Origin of the sequence: Rhodococcus koreensis, from assembly GCF_017068375.1 — a bacterium.
GTDB lineage: Bacteria > Actinomycetota > Actinomycetes > Mycobacteriales > Mycobacteriaceae > Rhodococcus_F > Rhodococcus_F koreensis.
Map to the genome: position 1 here is coordinate 2,188,203 of NZ_CP070609.1, position 21,973 is coordinate 2,210,175.

Below are 21,973 nucleotides of genomic sequence, written 5' to 3' on the forward strand. Positions count from 1 at the left end.
ACCGTGTTACTTGGACTCGCGATGTGACTGGTGAGTTCCGCAGTTCGGGCAGAACTTCTTGATCTCCAGGCGATCGGGGTCGTTACGCCGATTCTTCTTGGTGATGTAGTTGCGGTGCTTGCATACCTCGCAGGCCAAAGTGATCTTGGGCCGAACGTCAGTCGAGGAGGCCACGGGATGCCTTCTTTCGGGTGAATCTGATTACGAACAATCAGGGTGGATCATGCATATTGTGTAGCGGTGACCGGACTTGAACCGGCGACGCAACGATTATGAGTCGTTTGCTCTACCAACTGAGCTACACCGCCTCGGTGTCGAGTGTCGCGCACCAGGCGCTCCACTTCAATCCAGCGAGCCCCCTAACGGAATCGAACCGTTGACCTTTTCCTTACCATGGAAACGCTCTGCCGACTGAGCTAAGGGGGCGTGCTTCGCTCGCACATCGCTGCGCGCTGAAGCCTTGACGAGATTACACAGAAGTTCCGACCAGAAACAAATTGGCTGGTCAGCGGCTTTCGTAAGTCGCTGCACCCGACACTACGCGTCTCCGGCCCGGTCCGGGCCGGGTCGGCGGGCCCGGCACCCCGTCTCACCCACGAACGGCCCGGCCTCACCCACGAACGACAGAACCCCGGTGAGCTGTCGCTCACCGGGGTTCTGTGTGTGGCAGATGTAGGATTCGAACCTACGTAGGCATAAGCCGACGGATTTACAGTCCGCTCCCATTGGCCGCTCGGGCAATCTGCCGGGGTTGCACGAGGAGCGCGAAATCTGTGGGAAATCGCTCTCCGCTGCGGAAAGAAGAATACAACGAACGGCCCCCCGTTTTGCAAACCGGGTGGATACGGGCGGTTGCGAACCGATAGCGTCGAATCTGCTCGCCGGCATTCGGCGGGTCCCCGGCCGGGTCGCGGCGGGGAGAACTAGACGAAACCGGGAGTGTGAAGTGGCTGATTCGTCCTTCGATGTGGTGAGCAAGGTCGAGCGTCAAGAGGTGGACAACGCCCTGCATCAGGCCGGCAAGGAACTGTCGACCCGGTTCGACTTCCGGAACACGGGAGCATCGATCGAATGGTCCGGCGAGGAAACCATCACCCTGACGGCCGACACGGAGGAGCGACTGCTCGCCGCCCTGGACGTCTTCAAGGAGAAGCTGATCCGGCGTGACATCTCTCTGAAGGCGTTCGACGCGGGCGAGCCGGCGCAGTCCGGGAAGATCTACAAGCTGTCCGGCAGCCTCGTCCAGGGCATCACCACGGAGAACGCCAAGAAGATCACCAAGAAGATCCGCGACGAGGGCCCCAAGGGCGTCAAGGCGCAGATCCAGGGTGACGAGCTGCGCGTGAGCAGCAAGAAGCGCGACGACCTGCAGGCCGTCATCTCCCTGCTGAAGGGTGAGGACTTCGGGATCGCGCTGCAGTTCGTGAACTACCGGTAGGCGCTGCGCGCCCGTGCGTGGTTGACGAGTCCCTGCACTCGTCGACCACGCACGGGCGGCGAAGCCGCCTACCTGCCTGCCATGCGCTCGAGGCGCTCGATCCGCTCGGCCATCGGCGGGTGGGTGGAGAACATCCGGCTCATCTTCTCGCCGGTGCGGAACGGGTTGGCGATCATCAGGTGCGACTGCGCGGCGAGCTGAGGCTCCGGCGGCAGAGGCGCGGCCTGCGTGCCACGCTCCAGCTTCCGTAGCGCCGACGCCAGCGCCAGAGGGTCGCCCGTGAGTTCGGCGCCCGACTGGTCGGCCTGGAACTCCCGGGACCGCGACACCGCGAGCTTGACGACGGTCGCGGCGATGGGCCCCAGCAGCGACACCAGGAGCAGCGCGATCGGGTTCGCGCCCTGTCCCCCGCCGCGGCCGCCGAACATGTTGGCGAACATGGCGAAGTTCGCGAGTCCCGACACGACGGCCGCCATCGCGCCTGCGACCGACGAGATCAGGATGTCGCGGTTGTAGACGTGCGACAGCTCGTGCCCGAGCACGGCCCGGAGCTCCCGCTCGTCGAGGATCTGCAGGATGCCGCTGGTGCAGCAGACCGCCGCGTGACGGGGGCTGCGCCCGGTGGCGAACGCGTTGGGCGCGCTGGTGGGGCTGATGTAGAGCCGCGGCATCGGCTGGTGCGCGGTGGTCGCCAGTTCCCGGACGATGCGGTAGATGACCGGTGCCTGCACCTCGGTGATCGGCTGGGCATGCATGGCCTTGAGCGCCATCTTGTCGCTGTTGAAGAACACGTACGCGTTCATGCCGACTGCGAACACGATGGCCAGCAGCAGGATGGTCGGGTTGCGGAACAGGGCGCCGATGAACACGATCAGCGCCGACATGCCGACCAACAGAACCAGAGTCTTCGCCCCGTTTGCGTAGCGCACGTCACGCCTTCCTTGTCGTTGTCACCCGATCACGGTCGTCCGAGTTTCGAGATCTTGATCATTCAACGAAACACGGTGGCGGGACGGTTCCCGTTCGGCGAACGAGATCGGGTGAAGACGAGTCCGGGTACTGACGATACGGCTCAGCCGACGCGCTCGATCGTGTAATCGACGAGCTTCACGAGGGCGTCGTTGGCGGGGCCCTGCGGCAGTTCGGCGAGCTGGGCGCGGGCCTGGACCGCGAACTCCTCGAGCTTCGCCTTGGCGGCCGCCATGCCGGGTGAGCGTTCGAGGAGGGCGAGCGCCTCCGCGACGTCGTCGTCGTTGGTGACGGGGCCGTCGAGGAGCACGCGCAGGCGGTCGGCCTCGGGACCCTCGTCGCGCAGCGCGTACAGGACGGGCAGCGTGTGCACGCCCTCGCGCAGGTCGGTTCCGGGGGTCTTGCCGGACTGTGCCGAGACCGACGAGATGTCGATGATGTCGTCGGAGATCTGGAAGGCGGTGCCCACGGCGTCACCGAGCCGTTCGAGCCGCTTCACGTGATCGGCGTCCGCACCGGAGAACGTGCCGCCGAAGCGCCCGCACGCCGCGATCAGCGAACCGGTCTTCTCCCAGACCACCTTGAGGTAGTGCTCGACCGGATCCTGCTCGCCGCGGAGCCCGATCGTCTCGCGCATCTGGCCCGTCACGAGTTCGGCGAACGTCTCGGCGATGATGCGCACCGCCTCGGGGCCGAGGGTCGACACGAGACGCGACGCGTGGGCGAACAGGTAGTCGCCGGCGAGGATGGCGACGCTGTTGCCCCACCGCGAGTTCGCGCTGGGCGCACCGCGGCGCATCGTGGCCTCGTCCATCACGTCGTCGTGGTACAGGGTGGCGAGGTGGACCAGTTCGACGACGGTGGCCGCCGTGACCACCGACGGGTCGGAGGCCTTCGGTCCGAGCTGGGCGGTGAGCACCGTGAAGAGGGGGCGGAAACGCTTGCCTCCCGCCTTCGCGAGATGCAATGCCGCCTCCGTCAGGAAATCCTCCCCGTCGGAGAGTTCACTGACCAGCAGTTCCTCGACTTGCTTCAGTCCTTCACGGACCGTGGCGGCGAGCTGCGGGTCGCCGAGATCGATCCCGGCGACCGTAGTGCCCACTACAGCGTCGGCAGCGGTGTGTGCTGCGCCCTCGGTGCTCACGTTCTCAGTACCCATTCCTGTCGTCAGTGACGGCGCGGCTCCGCGCCGTCGGTGGCGGCTCGGCTACCACGGTAGTGAACCTAGCGGTTCCGCCGCCCGTCGGCCTCGCCGCGGTCGTGTAGCGGAGCCTGACAGGATGTAGGCGTGGTCGCAGCAGAACAGTCGCCCGCGGGATCCCCGCTTCCCACCGCCACCGACGTCCTCGTCATCGGTGCTGGTCCGGCCGGGTCCTCGGCCGCCGCCTGGGCGGCACGCGCGGGACGCGACGTGGTCCTCGCCGACGCGGCGGTGTTTCCCCGCGACAAGACGTGTGGCGACGGACTCACCCCCCGCGCTGTCGCCGAGCTCGACCATCTCGGCCTCGGCGACTGGGTGCGGTCGAAGGGCACCAATCGCGGGCTGAGGCTCAGCGGGTTCGGGCAGGAGCTCGAACTCGAGTGGCCGGGCAGGTCGTTCCCGGCCGTCGGCAGCGCCGTGGCCCGCACCGAGCTGGACGACCGGATCCGCGCGACCGCCGTCGACGCCGGCGCCGTCATGGTGCAGGGCGCCAAGGCGATCGGCGTCGAACGCGGCGGTGACCGGGTGACGGCGGTGACCCTGAAAACGTCCGACGGGACCCACACCGTCGGCTGCCGGACGCTGATCGTCGCCGACGGCGTCCGGTCGACCCTCGGCAAGCAGCTGGGTCGCGAATGGCACCGGGACACGGCGTACGGTGTGGCCGCGCGCGCCTACATCGCCACCGACCGCAGCGCCGACCCGTGGATCACGTCCCACCTCGAACTGCGGGACGCCGCCGGGACGCTGCAGTCGGGCTACGGCTGGGTGTTCCCCCTGGGCACCGGCGAGGTGAACATCGGCGTCGGCACCCTGGCCACCGCCAAACGTCCGGCCCCGGGCGCGCTACGCCCCCTCCTGGACCTGTACACGGCGCAGCGCCGCGAAGAGTGGAACTGGGACGGGGAGTTGCGGGCCGTCGCGTCGGCGTTGCTGCCGATGGGAGGTGCGGTGTCGCACATCGCAGGCCGGAACTGGGCGATCATCGGCGACGCGGCCGCGTGTGTGAATCCGCTGAACGGCGAGGGCATCGACTACGGGCTCGAAGGCGGGCGCCTCGTCGCGGAGATCCTCGACGCCGACGACCTGACCCAGCTGTGGCCGTCGATCCTGAGGGAGCGGTACGGCCGGGCGTTCTCCGTGGCCCGGCGACTCGCCGGACTCCTGACCGTGCCCCGGGTCCTGCCCGCGTCCGGCCCGGTGGCGATGCGGTCCCGCGCGCTGATGACCGTCGCGGTGCGTGTGATGGGCAACCTCGTCACCGAGGAGGACAGCGACCTCACCGCCCGCGCGTGGCGGGCATCCGGCCTGGTGTCGCAGAAGGTCGACTCGCGACCGCTGTTCGGCTGACGGTCAGCGCGTGGCGCGGTGCAGGGCGACCACGCCGCCGGTGAGGTTGCGCCACTGCACGTTCCGCCAGCCGGCCGCCTCGATGCGCAGCGCGAGTTCCTGCTGGGTGGGCCAGGCGCGGATGGACTCGGCGAGGTACACGTAGGCGTCGGGGTTGCTGCTGACGGCGCGCGCGACCCGCGGCAGCGCCTTCATCAGGTACTCCATGTAGACCGTGCGGAAGGGCCCGAACACCGGCGTCGAGAACTCGCTCACCACGAGACGCCCACCCGGTTTGGTGACCCGGGCGATCTCGCGGAGGCCGGCGTCGAAGTCGGAGACGTTGCGCAGCCCGAAGGAGATGGTGGCGGCGTCGAACACGGCGTCGGCGTAGGGCAGGTGCATCGCGTCGCCCGCGACCATCGGCACCTGGCGGCCGCTGCCTGCCTGCAGCATCCCCTTGGAGAAATCGGTGGCCACACACCAGGCGCCCGACCGTCCGAGTTCGACGGTGGACACGCCGGTCCCGGCGGCGAGGTCGAGAACCCGCTCCCCCGGCTTCAGTGCCAGGGCCGAACGCGTCGCCTTGCGCCAACTGCGGTCCTGGCCGAACGAGAGGATCGTGTTGGTGAGGTCGTAGCGCTTCGCGACGCCGTCGAACATCGACGCGACCTCGTGCGGATCCTTTTCGAGCGACGCCCGCGAACCGTGTGTAGTTGCCACGCCCGAAACGCTACCAACCGTGCCCGGCGCCGGCGTCGGCGCCGGGCACGGTGGCGCGGCGGTCACTTCTTCGAGACGCGGACCAGCTTCTTGTTGACGAACTCGTCCATCCCCCACGGACCGAGTTCACGGCCGACGCCGGAGCGTTTGACGCCGCCGAACGGCAAACCGGGGAGCGTCGTGCCGTGCTCGTTGACGTACGCCATCCCGACGTCGAGCCGGTCGGCCACCTCGCGGGCACCGTCGAGGTCGCTGCTCCACACCGAACCGCTGAGACCGTAGGCGGAGGAGTTGGCGAGTTCGACGGCCTCGTCGGCGGTGGCTACCTTGTAGACGACGCCGACCGGCCCGAACAGTTCCTCGCTGTATGCGCGCATCTCGGGGGTCACGTCGACGAGCAGCGTCGGTTCGACGTACGAGCCGGGACCGTCGATCTTCTTCCCGCCCGCGAGGAGCGTCGCGCCCTTGGCGACGGCGTCCTCGATCTGCTCGATCAGGGAATCCGCGGCGGTCTGCGAGGACAGCGGCCCGAGGACGGTCTTGGCGTCGAGCGGATCGCCCGTCGGTGTGGCCTTGAACGACTCGGCGAGTTTCGCGACGAACTCGTCGTAGTTCGGTTCCGTCACGATGAACCGCTTCGGCGAGTTGCAGGCCTGGCCGGCGTTGGACAGGCGGGCCCGGGTCGCCGTCTTGACGGTGGCGTCCATGTCCTCGGTGTCGAGGACGACGAACACGTCGGAACCGCCGAGTTCGAGGACGACCTTCTTGAGGTTGCGGCCCGCCGTCTCGGCGACGCTGATCCCGGCCCGTTCACTGCCGGTGAGGGAGACGCCCTGGACGCGCGGATCCGCGATCATGTCGGCGATCTGCTCGTTGGTGGCGAACACGTTGACGTACGCGTCCTCCGGGAGGCCGGCCTGCCGGAAGATCTCCTCCATCAGCAGCGCCGACTGCGGACAGTTCGGGGCGTGCTTGAGCAGCACGGTGTTGCCTAGCACGAGGTTCGGTGCCGCGAAGCGCGCGACCTGGTAGTACGGGTAGTTCCACGGCATCACACCGACGAGCGCACCGATCGGCCTGCGGTAGACCACGGATTCGTCGGCGCCGGGCACGTCGAGCCGTTCCGCCTCCAGCAGTGCGGGGCCGTTGTCGGCGTAGTAGCGGTAGATCGCCGAGGAGAGTTTGACCTCGCCTTTGGCCTCCCGGACGGGCTTGCCCATCTCGAGCGCGATCATCCGCGCCAGTTCGTCCTCGCGCTCGGCGTAGAGGTCCGCGGTCCGGCCCAGAATGCGGGCTCGTTCCTCGGCGGGGGTCGTCCGCCAGCTCAGGTATCCGCTGTGGGCGCGTGCGAGCGCCGACTCCACTCCCACATCGTCCAAGGTCTCGAATTCCCGGACGGTTTCACCGGTCGCGGGATTGACAGTCTTGTACTTCGCCATACCCCGGGCAACGACGAGCCGGTCGCTCGAATTCCCCGCCGACGCCGAGCCGCCGGTCAGGCGGCTCGGGTTTCGCGAAAGCCCTGACCGCCTGCGACCGCCACATAGTGGCCCAGCAGCTCGTCGCAGATCGCGGGCCACGTGCGGTGCAGCACCGACTGCCGGGCGGCCTCCCCGAAGCGGGCCCGCATGCGACGGTCCCGCAGCGCGTCGACGGCACTCGGCAGCAGTTCGCCGAACCGGTCGACCGGCAGCAGATAGCCGTTGCGGCAGTGCGCGACCAGATCGCGGGGTCCACCGGCGTCCGGTCCGATCACCGGCACCCCGCTGGAGAGCGCTTCCTGCACCGCCTGGCAGAACGTCTCGTGCTCGCCGGGATGGACGAAGACGTCCAGGCTCGCGTACGCCTCGGCGAGCTCCGCACCACCGAGTTGGCCGGTGAAGACCGCGTCGGGCATCAACCGCTGCAAGCGGCTCCGCTCGGGACCGTCGCCGACGATCACCAGCCGGACCCGCTGGTCGCCCGCCAGCGCGGCCAGCCGCTCGACGTGCTTCTCGGGTGCGAGCCTGCCCACGAAACCGACGACCAGCCGGTCGGAGCCGCCCAGCCAGGAGTCCCGCAGTCCGGTGCTGCGGCGGGACGGCGCGAATCGAGTGGTCTCCACACCGCGCGCCCAGCGGTGGACCCTCGGAATCCGCTGCTCGGCCAGGGCCTCGACCGCCGACGTGGACGGCGCGAGGGTGCGCGTGCAGCCCCGGTGGATGCGCCGCGTCCAGGCCCACGCCGCCCGGCTGGTGATGCCGAGGCCGTAGCTTTCGGCGAACCCCGCCACGTCCGTCTGGTACACCGCGACCGTGGGGACGTCGAGCCGGTGCGCCGCACCGAGCCCGCCCGCCCCGAGGAGGAACGGCGACGCCAGGTGCACGACGTCGGGGTCGAACGACCGCAGCGCGGCGGTGAGTCCGGGCTGCGGCAGACCCACCGGGAGCGAACTGACCTTGGGGACCATCACCGCGGGCACCCGGTGGACGGGCACACCGTCGTGTTCGGTCGGCGCCGGTGCCTGCGATCCGACCGTGTCCGGGGCGACGACCATCGCCTGGTGTCCGGTGCGCTGCAGATGGTCGAGAACCCGCAGCACCGAGTTGGTCACACCGTTCATGTTGGGAAGAAACGATTCCGCGACGATGGCTACTCTCACGCGCTCAGCGTGGCAGTGCTCGTGGTCACAGCAGCGAGATCGACGTGACTGTCGCGCGAAGTTCCGGGAAATTCAGGATGACACTGCCGGCGCGGACTCCGCCGAGATCTCGCGGCGCCGGAGATACCAGAGCACCGGTCCCGCGATCAGCCACGTCACCACGATCAGCGAACCGGCGGGGATCACGGCCACGCTGGCGTCGCGCCCGGACACGCGCACCAGGTCGGGGTCGCTGCGCGCGTACTCGACGTCGATCCGCTGACCCACCGTGAGGTTGGTCGGGTACAACACACCGAGTTCGGGGTTGTGCGTCACGCCGTCCGGGGTGACGAAACTGATGGCCGACCGCAACGATCCCGCCGACAGCACCTCCGCCGTGGCCACGCCGCGGTCGGATTGAATGGTGTGGTCGTTGCGCCAGGCGGCGAGGACGAGGAGCACGGCCAGGATCGAGATGCCGATCGCCGCCACCAGCACCCCGCGCCGGACCCGCCGCGTCACCCGCGCATTCACAGTTGTGCCCGCACCGCGGCGTGCAGTTCGCGCAGCCCGGAACGTTCGGTGGTCACCTCGAGCACCCGGATTCCGCGGTCGCCGGGCGCGTCGGGCGTGCTCAGCCGCGTCGACAGCTCACCCACCCCCACCAGGTGATGCTCCACCCGGTAGGCGGCGCAGAGTGCGGCGAGATCCATCCCGTGCGGAGTGCCGAAGACCCGCTCGAACACCCCGGCGTACTGCGGATCGCCCTGTTCGAGCAATTCGAAGATGCCACCGCCGTCGTCGTTGGCGACGACGATCGTCAGGTCCCGGGGCCGCGGTTCGCCCGAGCCGATGAGCAGCCCGGACGCGTCGTGCAGGAACGTGAGGTCGCCGAGCAGGGCCACCGTGCGTCCCTCCTCGTAGGCGAGCGCCGCCCCGACGGCGGCGGACACGGTGCCGTCGATCCCGGCGACACCCCGGTTGGACAGCACCCGGACCTTCGGCGCCGGATAGCTGACCAGTGCGGCGTCCCGGACAGGGTTGGACGCGCCGAGCAGCAACTGGTCGCCGTCGGTGAGGGCGTCCATGACGGCGGCCGCCACATGGAGGCCCGTCGCCTTCGGGTGGGCGGCGAGTTGCGCGCGCACCGCCTTGTCGGTGTGTTCGGACAGCGTGCGGCACCTGTTGATCCAGGCCCGGTCGGGTTCACCGGTCACCACCGCGCGGGTTCCGGTGGCCAGCACGTTCCCGGACACGTCGGGCCAGCGGGGGCCGGTGGTGAGCGCGTAGACGGCCACCGCCGGATCGGCGAGGACCTTCGACACGGACCGGTGCAGGGTGGGGCGTCCGGTGATGACGGCCTGCCGCGGCTTGAGCTGGGGCAGCGCCATCGGATGCACCGGGATGCCGTGCAGGGGCGCGGTCGGCTCGGCGACCGTCGGAAGGCCGGCGAGTTCCGGCCGAAGCGCCGATCCGTGCCCGGAGATCACGATGGTGTCCGCGGTGATGTCGAGGTCCATCGCCACGTCGAGCGTCGCGTGCTGGGTGGTGGTCCACGCCGCCCCACCCGGCCGTCCCTGCGGGACCGGGCCCTGCGCGTGCACGTCGGGGACGAGCGGTTCCCGGAGCGGGATGTCGAAGTGCACGGGTCCGGCGTTGCCCGACCTCGTGCCGCGCGCGGCGGCGAGGACCCGGCAGACCGCCGAACGCCACTGGCTGTTCTGCGCGTCGTCCTCGGCCAGGCCGAGGCTGACGGTCGCGCGCACCTGGCTTCCGAACAGGCCGAGTTGCTCGATGGTCTGGTTGGCGCCGGTGCCGAGCATCTCGTACGGGCGGTTGGCGCTGAGCACCACGAGCGGCACCCGGGCGTAGTTGGCCTCGAGGACGGCGGGACCGAGATTGGCGACCGCGGTGCCGGACGTCATGACGATCGGAACGGGACGCTTGCCTGCCACGGCCAGGCCGAGCGCGAGGAATCCCGCGGTGCGCTCGTCGATGCGCATGTGCAGACGCAGTCGGCCCTGGAGGTCGGCGGCCTGCAGGGCGAACGCCAGCGGCGCATTCCGCGAACCCGGGCAGAGCACGACCTCGCGTACTCCCCCGCGGACCAGTTCGTCGACGACCGCGGTGGCTTGAGCAGTGGACGGGTTCACGCCATCAAGAGTGTCAGATACTCCGGCACCCCCGTCCGGCGACCTGGCCGGGTGAGTTCACGGCCACATTCCGGGCGCTGACACCATGTGGGCATGCGCACTCTCTTCGATCCCGCCGAGCTACCTCCACGCCGCATCTACCAGGTGCTGACCGCCTCGGTGGTGCCGCGACCGATCGCGTGGGTGTCCACGGTCTCGGCGGACGGGGTGGCCAACCTGGCCCCTTACAGCTTCTTCTCGGTGTCCAGCACGCAGCCGCCGGTGGTGCAGTTCACGTCCGTCACCCGCAAGGACAGCCTCCGGAACATCGAGGCGACGGGTGAGTTCGTGATCAACCTGGCGACGGAGCCCCTGGTGGCGGCCGTCAACGCCAGTTCCGCCACCTACGGCAGTGATGTCGACGAGTTCGCCGCGCTGGGCATCGAGACCGAGCCCAGCGAGCGGGTCCGGCCGGTCCGGGTCGCGGGTTCGCCGGTCGCCATCGAATGCACCCTGCACGGGGTGACCCCGGTCGGCGACTCGTTCGTGGTGATGGGCGACGTCGTCACGATCGCGGTGCGTCCCGAGGCGCTCGCCGACGACGGGCTTCCGGACTTCACCGAACTCGCCCCGCTCAGCCGCCTCGGCCGCAATGAGTGGGGTCTGCCGCCGAGGGTCGTGATGCTGGACCGCCCGCACCGCCCCGAGTGACGGATCAATTGGTTAGGCTTACCTGATAACCGCACCGCAACCGGGGGAGCTACCACCGACATGGCCCAGCGCAGCAAGTTCGTCAAACCTCAGAGTCGCCGGATCGCGTCCGCACGAGTGGTCGCAGGCAAGCAGATCAGCCCGAACTTCGTCCGCGTCACCATCGCGGGTGAGGAACTCGACTCCGTCAGCCCCATGGGCTTCGACCAGTGGTTCCGGATGTTCATCCCCCAGCAGGGTCAGAGCGCCCTGCGGCTACCGACCAGCGCGAGCAACCTCTGGTACGCCCAGTACAAGCTGATGTCCAAGGACACCCGGCCGGTAGTGCGCAACTACACGGTCCGCGAACTCCGCGTCGCAGGGTCGGGAGCGTTCGGCGACACCACCGAGATCGACATCGACTTCGCCTCGCACGGCGACCTCGGTCCCGCGTCGGCGTGGGCGAACGCGGCGGCGGCCGGTGACGAGGTGGCGATCCTCGACGAGGGCCTGATCTACAACCCGACTCCGGACGCCGAGTGGCAGCTGCTCGTCGGGGACGAGAGCGCGCTTCCCGCAATCGTCGGGATCCTGCGTTCGGCACCACAGGACCTGCGGGCCGAGGTGTTCGTCGAGATTCCCGATGCCGAAGACGCTCAGGACGTTTCGGTGGGTGACGGCGTGAACGTGCACTGGCTGGTCCGCGAGGACGCCGACGCCCGCCCGGGGGTGCTCGCACTGAACACGGTGAAGCAGGCGGAATTGCCCGCCGGGCCCTCCTACACGTTCGTTGCAGGCGAGAGCGAGCTGACGACGGCGTTGCGGCGCCACCTGGTGAACGAGCGCCGCATCCCGAAGTCGAACATTTCGTTCACCGGGTATTGGCGCTTCGGTCACGCGGCCAACTGACCACAGGTGAGTGGCAAAGAGTGCCGGGGCACGCTTTGCCACTCACCTGGGTTCTCAGTTGGCGTGCTTCTGGACGAGGGCGCCCAGACGCGGAAGTGCCTCGATCACATTCTTCTTCGCCGACGGGCGCAGCGACGAGTACACCTTCTTGACAGCGCCGCGGTCGCTGCCCTCGATGCGCTCGTCGGTCACACCGAGCAGCGAGTCCGCGACCTCGTCGCTACGCGCGACCAGGTACTCGGAGAATCCGGCCTCACCGCTGGCGGTGAACGACTGCCAGTACGGTTCGAGCTTGGTGACGAACGCCGGCAGCAGACCCTCGATGGCGTCCGGCACGATCGACGGTCCCACCTTCTTGACGGCGCCGTATCCACCCTTGAGTGCCAGTCCCGAGGCCCCCGACTTGTCCGAAACCTCCGCGTCGATGAGAGCCTGGACGTCTGCGATGACCGCAGGAACGCGCGACTCGTCGAGCAGGGTTTCGTTCAGAGCTGCAACCACTTTCAATGCCTCCGTATTGACTGAGCGATCAGGTCCGGCCAGACACTATACGAAAAACCGGACGCCGCGTTGTTCGAGCAGGCCATGGCACCGGCGCGCCCGCTCGATCCACCAGCGTGAACGCTCCGCGGACGCGGCGAGAGCCGTGACGCGTTCGACGTCGGGTGCCACCGCCTCGACGGCGAGCTCACCGTCGACGGGTTCGCGGGCGCGGGCCACGTCCGCCTCGAACAGTCCCCCGGTACCGAGACCGCACGCGAACTGCAATTCGGGGAGGGCCGCGGCGGCTGCGACACCGGCAGCGATGCCGACGGCGGTGTCCAGGGCGCTCGACACGACCACCGGCACACCGTGCGAGGACAACTCGTCGGCGAGCGCCAGCAGTCGCCGCATCCCGCCGAGCGGGGCGACCTTCACGACGGCCACGTCCGCGCCGCCTGCCCGCACGACCTTCAGCGGATCCTCGGCCCGCCGGATGCTCTCGTCGGCGGCCACCCGCACGTCGGGCATCCGCCTGCGGACCTCCACCAACTCGGGCACGCTCGCGCACGGCTGCTCGGCGTATTCGAGCGGACCGTCGGCGGTCAGTGCCCGCAGCGCGGCCTCGGCCTCGTCGACCGACCAGCCGCCGTTGGCGTCGACGCGCACGTTCGGGACGAGCGCGCGGACCGCCCGCACCCGCGCGACGTCGTCGTCGAGGGTCTGACCGCCCTCGGCCACTTTCACTTTCGCGGTCCGTGCACCGGGGTACCGCGCGAGCACGTCGGGCACCCGGGCGGCGTCGACGGCGGGGACGGTCGCGTTGATCGGTACCCGCGTTCGCACCGCGGGCGGCGGTCCGAGCCAGGCGTCCTCGATCGCCGACTGCAACCAGTGCGCCGCCTCGTCGTCCGCGTATTCGGGAAACGGTGCGAACTCGCCCCATCCCGCGGGACCGCGCAGCAGCAATGCTTCTCGCGTCGTGATGCCGCGGAACCGCACGCGCATGGGCAGACTCACCACGACCGCGTCGGCCAGAACCTCCCCGACGGAGGGCAGGGACGTCACGGGTCAGGGCTGCCCGGGCAGGAGCACCAGCATGAGCGCCTCGCATTCGGCGAGGAGCGTCTCACCGTGTGTCATCCGGGCGGTGATGTAAGTCTTGCGCCCGTCGACGCGGTCCACCTTGCCTTCGATGGCGAGCGTGGTGTTCAGCGGTGTGATCGCGCGGTAGTCGACGTGCAGGTACGCGGTGCGGCTGATGGGCCGGCCGTACGCGTGGACGATCATGCCCATCAGGTCGTCGAACAGCAGCGGCAGCGTGCCGCCGTGCGCGGCGCCGTTCCCCCCGAGGTGGTAGCGGCGGAACATTCCGGTGCTTCGCACCCCGTCGGGCCCGAACTTCTCGATGTTCCACGGCGGCAGAAGGAGACTCCCCCTGCCGGGCAGTTCGATCGTGCGGCCCGCCGGCGACCGCCCCTCGGGCGCGACGTGCGGCCCGAGCAGTTCGGCCAGTTTCTCCACCTGGTCCGCGGCCGCGGCGAGCACGTCGTCCGGGGCGTCCACGGACACCGCGAGGTCCTGCAGCGTGCGCATTCCGTCGACGAACCGGGCCCAGTCGGGACCGGGCGTCACCGGCTCGTACTTGGGGAACCCGCCGTGGTGCTCGTACTCGTCGTCGCCGTCGTAATCGAGACGGGTGACGTCCGCAGCCTGTTCGCTCATACCTGCACGGTAAACCCGGGCAAACTCCTGCGCGCGCGGACACCCGCCAACGGCACCCGATAACCTCGGAGCCGTGACTTTCAACCCGCAGCACTGGCGACCGGTTCCCGGTTTCGAGAACCTGACCGACATCACGTACCACCGGCATGTCACCCAGGGAATCGTCCGGGTGGCGTTCGACCGTCCCGAAGTACGCAACGCCTTCCGCCCGCACACCGTCGACGAGTTGTACCGGGCGCTGGACCACGCCCGGATGACGTCCGACGTGGGTGCCGTGCTGCTCACCGGCAACGGTCCGAGCCCCAAGGACGAAGGCTGGGCGTTCTGCTCCGGCGGCGACCAGCGCATCCGCGGGCGCAGCGGATACCAGTATGCGGAAGGCGAAACCGCGGACACCGTCGACAAGGCCCGCGCCGGACGACTCCACATCCTCGAGGTCCAGCGGCTGATCCGGTTCATGCCGAAAGTCGTCATCTGCCTCGTCAACGGCTGGGCCGCGGGCGGCGGTCACAGCCTGCACGTCGTGTGCGACCTGACGCTCGCCAGCCGCGAACACGCCCGGTTCAAGCAGACCGACGCCGACGTCGGCAGCTTCGACGGCGGCTACGGCAGCGCCTACCTCGCCAAGATGGTCGGCCAGAAGTTCGCCCGCGAAATCTTCTTCCTCGGCGAGACGTACACCGCGGAGGAAATGCATCAGATGGGCGCCGTCAACAAGGTCGTCGATCATGCCGAACTCGAGGACGTCGCGATCGACTGGGCCACCAAGATCAACGGCAAGTCCCCGCAGGCACAGCGCATGCTCAAATACGCGTTCAACCTGCAGGACGACGGCCTCGTCGGGCAGCAATTGTTCGCGGGCGAGGCAACCCGAATGGCGTACATGACCGACGAGGCGGTCGAGGGCCGCGACTCCTTCCTCGAAAAGCGCGAACCCGACTGGAAGCCGTACCCCTGGTACTTCTGACGCGACCTGTAGCTATATGTACTCGACCGACATGCGGTCGATCGTGCCGTTGAACGGGAACGGCGCCCGGTCGTAGTAGTCCAGCGACACCGGGGAACCGAGGCAGGTGCCGACGTCGAGGCAGTCGTTGGCTGTGAACAGCAACGGCACACTCACCGGCACCTGCCCCTCCCCGACGACACTGCCGTCGACGCAGAGCTTCACGTTCAGCGGGCCACCGGGCCTCGCCTCCACGAATTCCGTGACCACCTCCACCTTTCGCGTGCCCGGCGGGAGCGGCACGGTCGAACGAATCTTCGTCCGCATCAGGATGAACAGGTTGTATTCGTAACAGAGGTAGCCGTCGTCGACGAAGCACGTCAGCCCGCCCGCGTTGCTCCCCAGTGCGTACAGCACTCCGCTCGGGCTCTCCGGCGCGGTGAGGTCGAGGGTGACCCGGTTGTTCTTGTTGCCCAGACCGGGAGCGCAGAACTCGGGCATGCGGATCGTGTCGCCGGAGAACTCCCAGCTCGTGTACGGCGTCGTGATCCGCTGCTCGGGATGCAGTGCGACCACCCACAGCCCGCCACCGACGGGGAGCGCATTGTTCTTCGCCGCCTCGATCACGAACAGTTCCCGCAGTTGCGCCAACTTCTCCGGATGCTGCTCGGCGAGATCCCGGTTCTGGGTCCAGTCCTCGTCCAGGTTGTAGAGCTCCCACACGTCGTCGTCCGGACTCCAGTCGCGGATGCCGCCCGGCATACCCGCCGCCCAGGGTGCGCGCGGCCCGAACGCGGACGCCATCCAGCCGTCGTGGTAGATCGCCCGGCTGCCCATGATCTCGAAGTACTGGGTGAGCTTCCCTCCGGAGGCATCGCGGTCGACGAGAGTCTGCGCGAAGCCGGCGCCGTCGATCGGGTCCTGCGGAACACCGTTCACCGTCCGCGGCGGAGTGATCCCGACGATGTCGAACAGCGTCGGCATCACGTCGTTGCAGTGCAGGAAATGCGTGCGGGGTGCCGGGTCCGGTGCCACCTTCGCCGGCCACCGGGCGACCATCGGGTTGCGGGTGCCACCGAGATGGGAGGCCAGCAGTTTCATCCCCTTGTACGGTGCGCTGCCCGCCCACGCCCAGCCCGCGTGATACATGTTGTCGGTCTTCGGCGACCCCAGGACGTCGAGGCCACCGAGCTCCTCGAGCGCTGCGATGTGCTGCGCCGGTGTGGTCGGAATGCCGTTCTGCGCCAACAGTTCACTGATCGTGCCGTTCTGGCCCTCACCGGACGAGCCGTTGTCGCCCCAGATGTACAGGACCAGGGTGTCGTCCCGGTACCCCAGGCGGTCCAGTTCGTCGAACAGCCTGCCCACCTGGACGTCACAGTGCTCGGCGTACCCGGCGGCCACCTCCATCAGCCGGCGCTGGAACGGTTTCTCGTCCTCGGGAATGTCGTCCCACGCCGCCATGGTCGGGTCGCGGTCGGTCAGCTCCGCCTCGGGGGGAATCCAGCCCTTCTCCTTCGCCCTCGCGAAGACCCGCTCCCGGTACGCGTCCCAGCCGTCGTCGAACTTCCCGCCGTACTTGTCGGCCCACGGCTTCATGATGTGGTGCGGTCCGTGCAGGCAGCCGCTGGCCCAGTACATGAAGAACGGCTTGTCCGCCTCGAACGCCTTGTGCCTGCGCAGCCAGCCGATCGCGTCGTCCGCGAGATCCTCGCTGAGGTGATAGCCCTGCTCCGGGGTCTTCGGGGGCAGCACCACCGTCGTGTTCCGCACCAGGTTCGGTTCGTACTGCGACGCCTCGCCGGCGAGGAAGCCGTAGAAGTACTCGAACCCGAGACCGGTCGGCCAGTTGTCGAACGGACCTGCTGCGGTGGTCTCCTCGGCGGGAGTGTTGTGCCATTTCCCGAATGCGGCGGTGCTGTAGCCGTACTGGCGCAGCACTTCGGCCCCCGTCGCGCTCGACCGCGGGATGTGGCCGGAGTAGCCGTCCCAGTCGTTGGCCAGCTCCGCGATCTGCCCGTTCCCGACGCGGTGATGGTTGCGCCCGGTCAGCAGCGACGCACGGGTCGGTGAACACATTGCGGTCGTATGGAATCGGTTGTAGCCGACACCGTCCTGCAGCATCGCGTCGAGTGTCGGGGTGTTCACCTCACCTCCGAGCCCGCTCGGCAGGCCCGGCCCGGCGTCGTCGATGAGGACGATCAGAATGTTCGGGGCGTCGTCGTGGAGCCGCCGCTCCTTGGGACTCGGGCTGTAGACCGACTCCTGCATGGTCCGGCCCGCGATGCTTCCCGACGGCGTCGGCGGGAACGGTAACGACTCGCCACCCGGTATCGGCTTCCCTGTCACGCTCGAACTCATGGCCCAATCCCCTCGTCGTCCACAGCCGTCAATCCAGTCCAGCACCGGGCGAGCGCGTGGGAGTAGACCCTCGGAGGGTGAATTACGCGCCCGGATTCGCCGCGTCGGCAGGAGAGGGGGCGCGGCGTGCCCGATTCGGGCACACTGACCCACATGAGCATCGACCGCGAGCTCCCCGCGCCGGAACATCGCCGTCCGCCCGGAGTGAGTGACGACACCGTCGCCGCGCTCGGGAAGCTGTCCGAGGCCCTCGAAACAGTCGAACGCGCCCGCGGCCACCTCTACTCGTTCCATCAGCTGATCGGCCACGCCGATCTCCAGCTCGGTGAGGCCGTCGACGCACTGCGGGACGCGGGTCACACCGACGTCGCGGACCGGGTGCAGTCCGAGCTCGTCGGCCGAAACGTCGTCGAGGGCCGGTGGACATTCCAGATCGTCGAGGAGTTCGACGACCAATACTGGTCGCCGCTGCGCGAGCACGAACGTGGCGCACGTCACGAACTCGCGGACGGACGGCGGCACCTGTTCGAGGCAGAGATGAAGGAAGATCGACGCACACACGGCCGGACGGGACACGAAGCCCGCCCCGGCGAAGGAGGGTGACGGGTGGAAATCCTCAGCAGCAGGACGATTCTGCGGCCGCGCGACTACGCGACGACGCTGAGCTTCTACCGCGACATCCTCGGGCTGGCCACCGCCCGCGAATACCCGGGGGGCACCGTGTTCTTCGCCGGTCAGGGCCTGATCGAGGTTGCCGCGCACGGCGGAACGGGTGAGTCGACGTCCTTCGACGGCGCCCTCTGGCTGCAGGTTCGTGACCTCACCGCGGTCCAGACCGAGCTGGTCCTCGCGGGGGTGAAGATCGACCGCGAGGCCCGGCAGGAACCGTGGGGGCTGTTCGAGATGTGGATCGCGGACCCCGACGGCATCCCGATCGTGCTGGTGCAGGTTCCGGAGGATCACCCCATCCGCCGCGACACCCGCCCGAAGAGTCAGAACTGACGAAAGGCCATACGCAGGAGTGATTCTGTACACCTGACGTCAACTGTACTTTTTCAGTTGAAATCCGCACAATCTGGGTGTGACCGCAGAGCTCGTAGTTCTCCTGGTGGTAGTCGTCACCGCCCTCGCTTTCGATTTCACGAACGGATTTCACGACACCGGCAATGCAATGGCCACCTCGATCGCGACGGGAGCTCTGCGACCCAAGGTCGCTGTCGCGCTCTCCGCATCGTTGAATCTCGTCGGCGCGTTCCTGTCCGTGGAGGTTGCGGCGACAGTCGCGAAGGGCGTGGTGAACCTCGGAGAAGTGGGCGGCGAGGATCTGCTGCTCATCGTGTTCGCGGGCCTGGTCGGCGGCATCATCTGGAATCTGGCGACGTGGCTGCTCGGCCTGCCGTCCAGCTCTTCGCACGCACTGTTCGGCGGTCTGATCGGTGCGGCCATCGCGTCCATCGGCATGAGCGGTGTCGAGTGGGGTGGGGTGCTCAGCAAGGTCGTCGTTCCCGCCGTTCTCGCCCCCGTGGTCGCGGCGCTGGTCGCCACCGCGGGCACCAAGCTGGTCTACCGGATCACCTCGGGCGTCCGGGAGGACACCAAGGAGCACGGGTTCCGCATCGGCCAGATCGGTTCCGCTTCCCTCGTGTCGCTGGCCCACGGAACCAACGACGCCCAGAAGACGATGGGCGTGATCTTCCTCGCACTGGTCGCGCACGGAAGCCTGTCCGCCGACGACGAGATGCCGTTCTGGGTGAAGCTCAGTTGCGCGATCGCCATCGCCCTCGGGACGTACCTCGGTGGCTGGCGCATCATCCGCACCCTCGGCAAGGGACTCGTGGAGATCGCCGCTCCGCAGGGCATGGCCGCGGAGTCCTCGTCCGCCGCCATCATCCTCACCTCCAGCCACCTCGGACTGCCGCTGTCCACCACCCACGTCGCGACCGGATCCATCCTCGGCACCGGACTCGGACGCAAGGGCGCCGAGGTCCGCTGGGGCATCGCCGGACGCATGGCCGTCGCGTGGCTGGTCACGCTGCCGTCGGCGGCGATCGTCGGCGCGGTGTGCTGGGTCATCGCCCACCTGATCGGCGGTCTGCCAGGCGTTCTGGTCGTGTTCGCCGCCCTGATCCTGCTCGCCGGGTTCATGTACCTGCGCTCCCGCCTGCAACCGGTGACGTCCGGCAACGTGAACGCCGAGTGGGAGTCCGGCGACGCCGCCGCTCCCGCCGAACCCACCGAACCGGAAGTGGCCGAGACCGCGGACTCCGCCGGTCCCGCCGCGAACCGCTGAGGGGGCTCCCATGACACTGCTGACCACCACCGTTCAATCGCTCTGGCAGGTCGTCCTCGTCGGTCTGCTGTTCGGCGCCGGTCTGCCCGCGATCTTCGCGCTCGGACTGCGGTCGCTCGGCGGCGCGGACACCGCCGAGGGCACCTCGCAGCCGACCGTCGCAGGCCGGATCGGCGCCTGTGCCTGCTTCGCCGTGGTGCTGATCGCGATCATCACTGGGATACTTCTGTTGATGAAGGACTTCCTGGCCAGCAGCTTCGGTATCCACATCTTCTGAGCGGCGACCACGAGTCCCCGTTCCATCGACGAAAGAGGCCGAACGCGTGCCCAAGAACTCACTTAGCTCCGTGCTCGACTGGCTACGCGCCGGGTACCCCGAGGGAGTCCCGGCGAAGGACCATTTCGCGTTGCTGGCCGTGCTGCGTCGCCGTCTCACCGACGAGGAGATCGAACAGGTCGTCGCGCTGTCGATCGAAACCGCCCACGAGACACCGCAACGCCACGTCGACTACGACAACATCCGACGCCTCATCAGCGAGATCACCCACGAGGAACCGTCCGAGGAGGACGTTGCCCGGGTGACGGAGAACCTCGAGGCCGGGGGCTGGCCGGTCGGTACCGACGCCGAGAGCGGCGACGACACCGGCGACACGGAAGAAACCCGCGACGCAGGCTAGCCATGAGCCTTCCACCGTTTCTCTCCTCCATCATCGGCTGGCTGCGTGCCGGCTACCCGAACGGCGTGCCCGAGCAGGACTACATTCCGTTGTTCGCGCTGCTCACCCGCCGCCTGTCGGAAGACGAGGTGGATGCCGTCGCCGACGCCCTCGTCGAGGAGGGCGACCTGCCCATCGAGAAGACCGACATCCAGGTGCTCATCACCAAGGTCACCGACGAGTTGCCGCTGGAATCGGACGTCGACCGGGTGCGCAGCAACCTCGCCGCGGGCGGCTGGCCGCTTGCCGGGCCGGCCCAGTGATGCGATGGCCGCTTGCCGGGCCGGCCCAGTGAGCGAATTGCGGGTCCTGCCCGTCCCACCTGGTGCCGGGGCTCTCGGCATCCTGCCGCAACTGTCGGCGATCCTGGACGGGACCGCGCCCGCCGCGCTTCCCGTGCCCGCCGCGGACGAGAGGGAGACCCGGCGGCTGACGGACGCACTGCGGCCCGGGGACCCGATCGACGACGGTGTCGCACTCGTGGTCGCGACGTCCGGGACGACGGGCGTGCCGAAGGGTGCGATGCTGTCCGCGGCTGCCCTCCGTGCCAGCGGTGAGGCGACGCACGCGCGGCTCGGCGGCCCGGGCGCCTGGCTGCTGACCCTTCCCGCCCACCACATCGCGGGCATGCAGGTGTTGCTGCGCAGTGTCCTCGCAGGGTCCGACCCGGTGGTGATCGACGTGTCCGACGGCTTCGACCCCGGCGCGCTGCCGAACGCCGTCGAGTCGATGTCCGGACCCCGCCGCTACACCTCGCTCGTCCCGACCCAGCTGGTCAAGGCGCTCGACCACCCCGAAGCCGTGACGTCGCTGGCTGCGCTCGACGCCGTCCTCCTCGGCGGCGCCGCCACCCCCGCCCCGGTCCTGCGACGCGCCGTCGACGCCGGGATCACCGTCGTCCGCACGTATGGAATGAGCGAGACGTGCGGTGGGTGCGTGTACGACGGGGTGCCCCTCGACGGCGCCCGCGTGCGAATCGACGGCGACGGCCGAGTCCTCCTCGGCGGCCCCATGCTGGCCTCCGGGTACCGCGGACTCCCCGACCATCCGGCGTTCGCGGAGCCCGGCTGGTTCCGCACCGACGACGCAGGCACCGTCACCGACGGCGTCCTCGCCATCTCCGGCAGACTCGACGAGGCCATCTCCACCGGCGGTCTCACCGTCGTCCCGCAGGTGGTCGAGGCGGCCCTCGTCGCCCACCCCGCGGTCCGGGAATGCGCGGTGGTCGGACTCCCCGACGAACGACTGGGACGCCGCGTCGCCGCCGTCGTCGTCGCCGAACCCGGCACCGCACCGACACTCGCCGAACTTCGCACCTTCGTCGGACGCGCCCTCGACTCCACCGCCGCCCCCCGCGAACTCCACCTCGTCGACTCCCTCCCCCTCCGCGGTCCCGGCAAGGTCGACCGGCGCGCGCTGGAAGCGCGGTTCGGCTAGCAGGTTC

General features: G+C 68.8%; 24 protein-coding genes and 3 tRNA genes. 12 read left to right on the plus strand and 15 right to left on the minus strand.

The genetic code is table 11. The annotated features are described in order from the left end of the window. Positions 1 to 6: 6 nt before the first annotated feature. The 4 genes from rpmG to JWS14_RS10165 all read right to left on the minus strand — a co-directional run bounded on the left by rpmG (position 7) and on the right by JWS14_RS10165 (position 747). Entirely contained in the window at positions 7 to 174 is a 168-nt protein-coding gene (gene rpmG / locus JWS14_RS10150) for a 50S ribosomal protein L33 (RefSeq protein ID WP_005252089.1), read from the minus strand. A gap of 61 nt (positions 175 to 235) precedes the next feature. Next, positions 236 to 308 (minus strand) — tRNA-Met (locus tag JWS14_RS10155). Between the two features lie 45 nt (positions 309 to 353). Further along, positions 354 to 426 (minus strand) — tRNA-Thr (locus tag JWS14_RS10160). A 238-nt stretch (positions 427 to 664) separates the two neighbouring features. Continuing rightward, positions 665 to 747, minus strand: a tRNA-Tyr gene (locus JWS14_RS10165). A 199-nt stretch (positions 748 to 946) separates the two neighbouring features. On the opposite strand from JWS14_RS10165, the gene JWS14_RS10170 reads away from it, so the two are divergent. Beyond that, positions 947 to 1,438 (plus strand): YajQ family cyclic di-GMP-binding protein, encoded by a 492-nt coding sequence (locus tag JWS14_RS10170; protein ID WP_007298080.1) that lies wholly within the window; start codon positions 947 to 949, stop codon positions 1,436 to 1,438. Positions 1,439 to 1,506: 68 nt separating this feature from the next. Here the strand turns inward: JWS14_RS10170 and htpX are convergent, their stop codons facing one another. Together htpX and JWS14_RS10180 are read right to left on the minus strand one after the other, a co-directional pair. Beyond that, positions 1,507 to 2,367: a zinc metalloprotease HtpX gene (gene htpX, locus JWS14_RS10175; RefSeq protein ID WP_072940014.1), complete on the minus strand. Its 861-nt coding sequence runs from the start codon at positions 2,365 to 2,367 to the stop codon at positions 1,507 to 1,509. Positions 2,368 to 2,510: 143 nt separating this feature from the next. After that, positions 2,511 to 3,566, minus strand: a complete 1,056-nt coding sequence (locus JWS14_RS10180; protein WP_072940011.1) for a polyprenyl synthetase family protein — start codon at positions 3,564 to 3,566, stop codon at positions 2,511 to 2,513. A gap of 129 nt (positions 3,567 to 3,695) precedes the next feature. Here JWS14_RS10180 and JWS14_RS10185 point away from each other — a divergent pair, with 129 nt between their 5' ends. Further along, positions 3,696 to 4,958 carry a geranylgeranyl reductase family protein gene (locus tag JWS14_RS10185; RefSeq protein ID WP_072940008.1) on the plus strand — a complete coding sequence of 421 codons (1,263 nt, stop codon included), beginning with the start codon at positions 3,696 to 3,698 and terminating at the stop codon, positions 4,956 to 4,958. A gap of 3 nt (positions 4,959 to 4,961) precedes the next feature. Here JWS14_RS10185 and JWS14_RS10190 read toward each other — a convergent pair whose 3' ends face one another. The 5 genes from JWS14_RS10190 to menD form a co-directional block, all read right to left on the minus strand. Further along, positions 4,962 to 5,660 (minus strand): demethylmenaquinone methyltransferase, encoded by a 699-nt coding sequence (locus JWS14_RS10190; protein ID WP_072940005.1) that lies wholly within the window; start codon positions 5,658 to 5,660, stop codon positions 4,962 to 4,964. Positions 5,661 to 5,722: 62 nt separating this feature from the next. After that, entirely contained in the window at positions 5,723 to 7,099 is a 1,377-nt protein-coding gene (locus JWS14_RS10195) for an NAD-dependent succinate-semialdehyde dehydrogenase (protein WP_072940002.1), read from the minus strand. Between the two features lie 56 nt (positions 7,100 to 7,155). Then, complete coding sequence (locus tag JWS14_RS10200; RefSeq protein ID WP_206013061.1) at positions 7,156 to 8,301, minus strand: glycosyltransferase family 4 protein; 1,146 nt, start codon at positions 8,299 to 8,301, stop codon at positions 7,156 to 7,158. A 72-nt stretch (positions 8,302 to 8,373) separates the two neighbouring features. Continuing rightward, complete coding sequence (locus JWS14_RS10205) at positions 8,374 to 8,814, minus strand: DUF3592 domain-containing protein (protein ID WP_072939998.1); 441 nt, start codon at positions 8,812 to 8,814, stop codon at positions 8,374 to 8,376. After that, a complete protein-coding gene (gene menD, locus JWS14_RS10210; protein WP_072939996.1) occupies positions 8,811 to 10,433 on the minus strand; it encodes a 2-succinyl-5-enolpyruvyl-6-hydroxy-3-cyclohexene-1-carboxylic-acid synthase in 1,623 nt (540 codons plus the stop codon). The genes JWS14_RS10205 and menD overlap by 4 nt, the downstream gene beginning before the upstream one ends. 93 nt (positions 10,434 to 10,526) lie before the next feature. Here menD and JWS14_RS10215 point away from each other — a divergent pair, with 93 nt between their 5' ends. Both JWS14_RS10215 and JWS14_RS10220 read left to right on the plus strand, forming a co-directional pair. Next, a complete protein-coding gene (locus JWS14_RS10215) occupies positions 10,527 to 11,123 on the plus strand; it encodes a flavin reductase family protein (protein ID WP_072939994.1) in 597 nt (198 codons plus the stop codon). A gap of 60 nt (positions 11,124 to 11,183) precedes the next feature. Beyond that, positions 11,184 to 12,011 carry a siderophore-interacting protein gene (locus tag JWS14_RS10220; protein WP_095862573.1) on the plus strand — a complete coding sequence of 276 codons (828 nt, stop codon included), beginning with the start codon at positions 11,184 to 11,186 and terminating at the stop codon, positions 12,009 to 12,011. 54 nt (positions 12,012 to 12,065) lie between these two features. Here JWS14_RS10220 and JWS14_RS10225 read toward each other — a convergent pair whose 3' ends face one another. Genes JWS14_RS10225 through JWS14_RS10235 form a run of 3 tightly spaced genes read right to left on the minus strand, consistent with a single transcriptional unit; the run spans position 12,066 to position 14,216 of the window. Continuing rightward, positions 12,066 to 12,512, minus strand: coding sequence for a DUF6918 family protein (locus tag JWS14_RS10225; protein ID WP_095862572.1), 447 nt, complete (start codon positions 12,510 to 12,512; stop codon positions 12,066 to 12,068). A 45-nt stretch (positions 12,513 to 12,557) separates the two neighbouring features. Next, a complete protein-coding gene (locus JWS14_RS10230; RefSeq protein WP_095862571.1) occupies positions 12,558 to 13,559 on the minus strand; it encodes an o-succinylbenzoate synthase in 1,002 nt (333 codons plus the stop codon). Positions 13,560 to 13,562: 3 nt separating this feature from the next. Further along, positions 13,563 to 14,216: a PaaI family thioesterase gene (locus JWS14_RS10235; protein ID WP_072939983.1), complete on the minus strand. Its 654-nt coding sequence runs from the start codon at positions 14,214 to 14,216 to the stop codon at positions 13,563 to 13,565. A 73-nt stretch (positions 14,217 to 14,289) separates the two neighbouring features. Between JWS14_RS10235 and JWS14_RS10240 the strand changes: the two genes are divergently transcribed. After that, entirely contained in the window at positions 14,290 to 15,183 is an 894-nt protein-coding gene (locus JWS14_RS10240) for a 1,4-dihydroxy-2-naphthoyl-CoA synthase (protein WP_072939980.1), read from the plus strand. Between the two features lie 12 nt (positions 15,184 to 15,195). Here the strand turns inward: JWS14_RS10240 and JWS14_RS10245 are convergent, their stop codons facing one another. Continuing rightward, positions 15,196 to 17,523, minus strand: a complete 2,328-nt coding sequence (locus JWS14_RS10245) for an arylsulfatase (protein ID WP_095862570.1) — start codon at positions 17,521 to 17,523, stop codon at positions 15,196 to 15,198. A 153-nt stretch (positions 17,524 to 17,676) separates the two neighbouring features. Between JWS14_RS10245 and JWS14_RS10250 the strand changes: the two genes are divergently transcribed. The 7 genes from JWS14_RS10250 (at position 17,677) to menE (ending at position 21,966) form a co-directional block, all read left to right on the plus strand. Beyond that, positions 17,677 to 18,126, plus strand: coding sequence for a hypothetical protein (locus JWS14_RS10250; RefSeq protein WP_072940431.1), 450 nt, complete (start codon positions 17,677 to 17,679; stop codon positions 18,124 to 18,126). A 3-nt stretch (positions 18,127 to 18,129) separates the two neighbouring features. After that, complete coding sequence (locus tag JWS14_RS10255; protein ID WP_072939974.1) at positions 18,130 to 18,525, plus strand: VOC family protein; 396 nt, start codon at positions 18,130 to 18,132, stop codon at positions 18,523 to 18,525. Between the two features lie 79 nt (positions 18,526 to 18,604). After that, positions 18,605 to 19,813 carry an inorganic phosphate transporter gene (locus tag JWS14_RS10260; protein ID WP_072939972.1) on the plus strand — a complete coding sequence of 403 codons (1,209 nt, stop codon included), beginning with the start codon at positions 18,605 to 18,607 and terminating at the stop codon, positions 19,811 to 19,813. Positions 19,814 to 19,823: 10 nt separating this feature from the next. Further along, positions 19,824 to 20,090: a hypothetical protein gene (locus JWS14_RS10265; protein WP_072939970.1), complete on the plus strand. Its 267-nt coding sequence runs from the start codon at positions 19,824 to 19,826 to the stop codon at positions 20,088 to 20,090. A gap of 46 nt (positions 20,091 to 20,136) precedes the next feature. Next, on the plus strand, positions 20,137 to 20,490 hold the full coding sequence (locus JWS14_RS10270; protein ID WP_072939967.1) for a DUF3349 domain-containing protein: 354 nt from the start codon (positions 20,137 to 20,139) through the stop codon (positions 20,488 to 20,490). Between the two features lie 2 nt (positions 20,491 to 20,492). Then, positions 20,493 to 20,792, plus strand: coding sequence for a DUF3349 domain-containing protein (locus JWS14_RS10275; RefSeq protein ID WP_005252058.1), 300 nt, complete (start codon positions 20,493 to 20,495; stop codon positions 20,790 to 20,792). Between the two features lie 28 nt (positions 20,793 to 20,820). Then, positions 20,821 to 21,966: an o-succinylbenzoate--CoA ligase gene (gene menE, locus JWS14_RS10280; protein WP_095862569.1), complete on the plus strand. Its 1,146-nt coding sequence runs from the start codon at positions 20,821 to 20,823 to the stop codon at positions 21,964 to 21,966. The last annotated feature ends 7 nt before the right edge of the window (positions 21,967 to 21,973 follow it).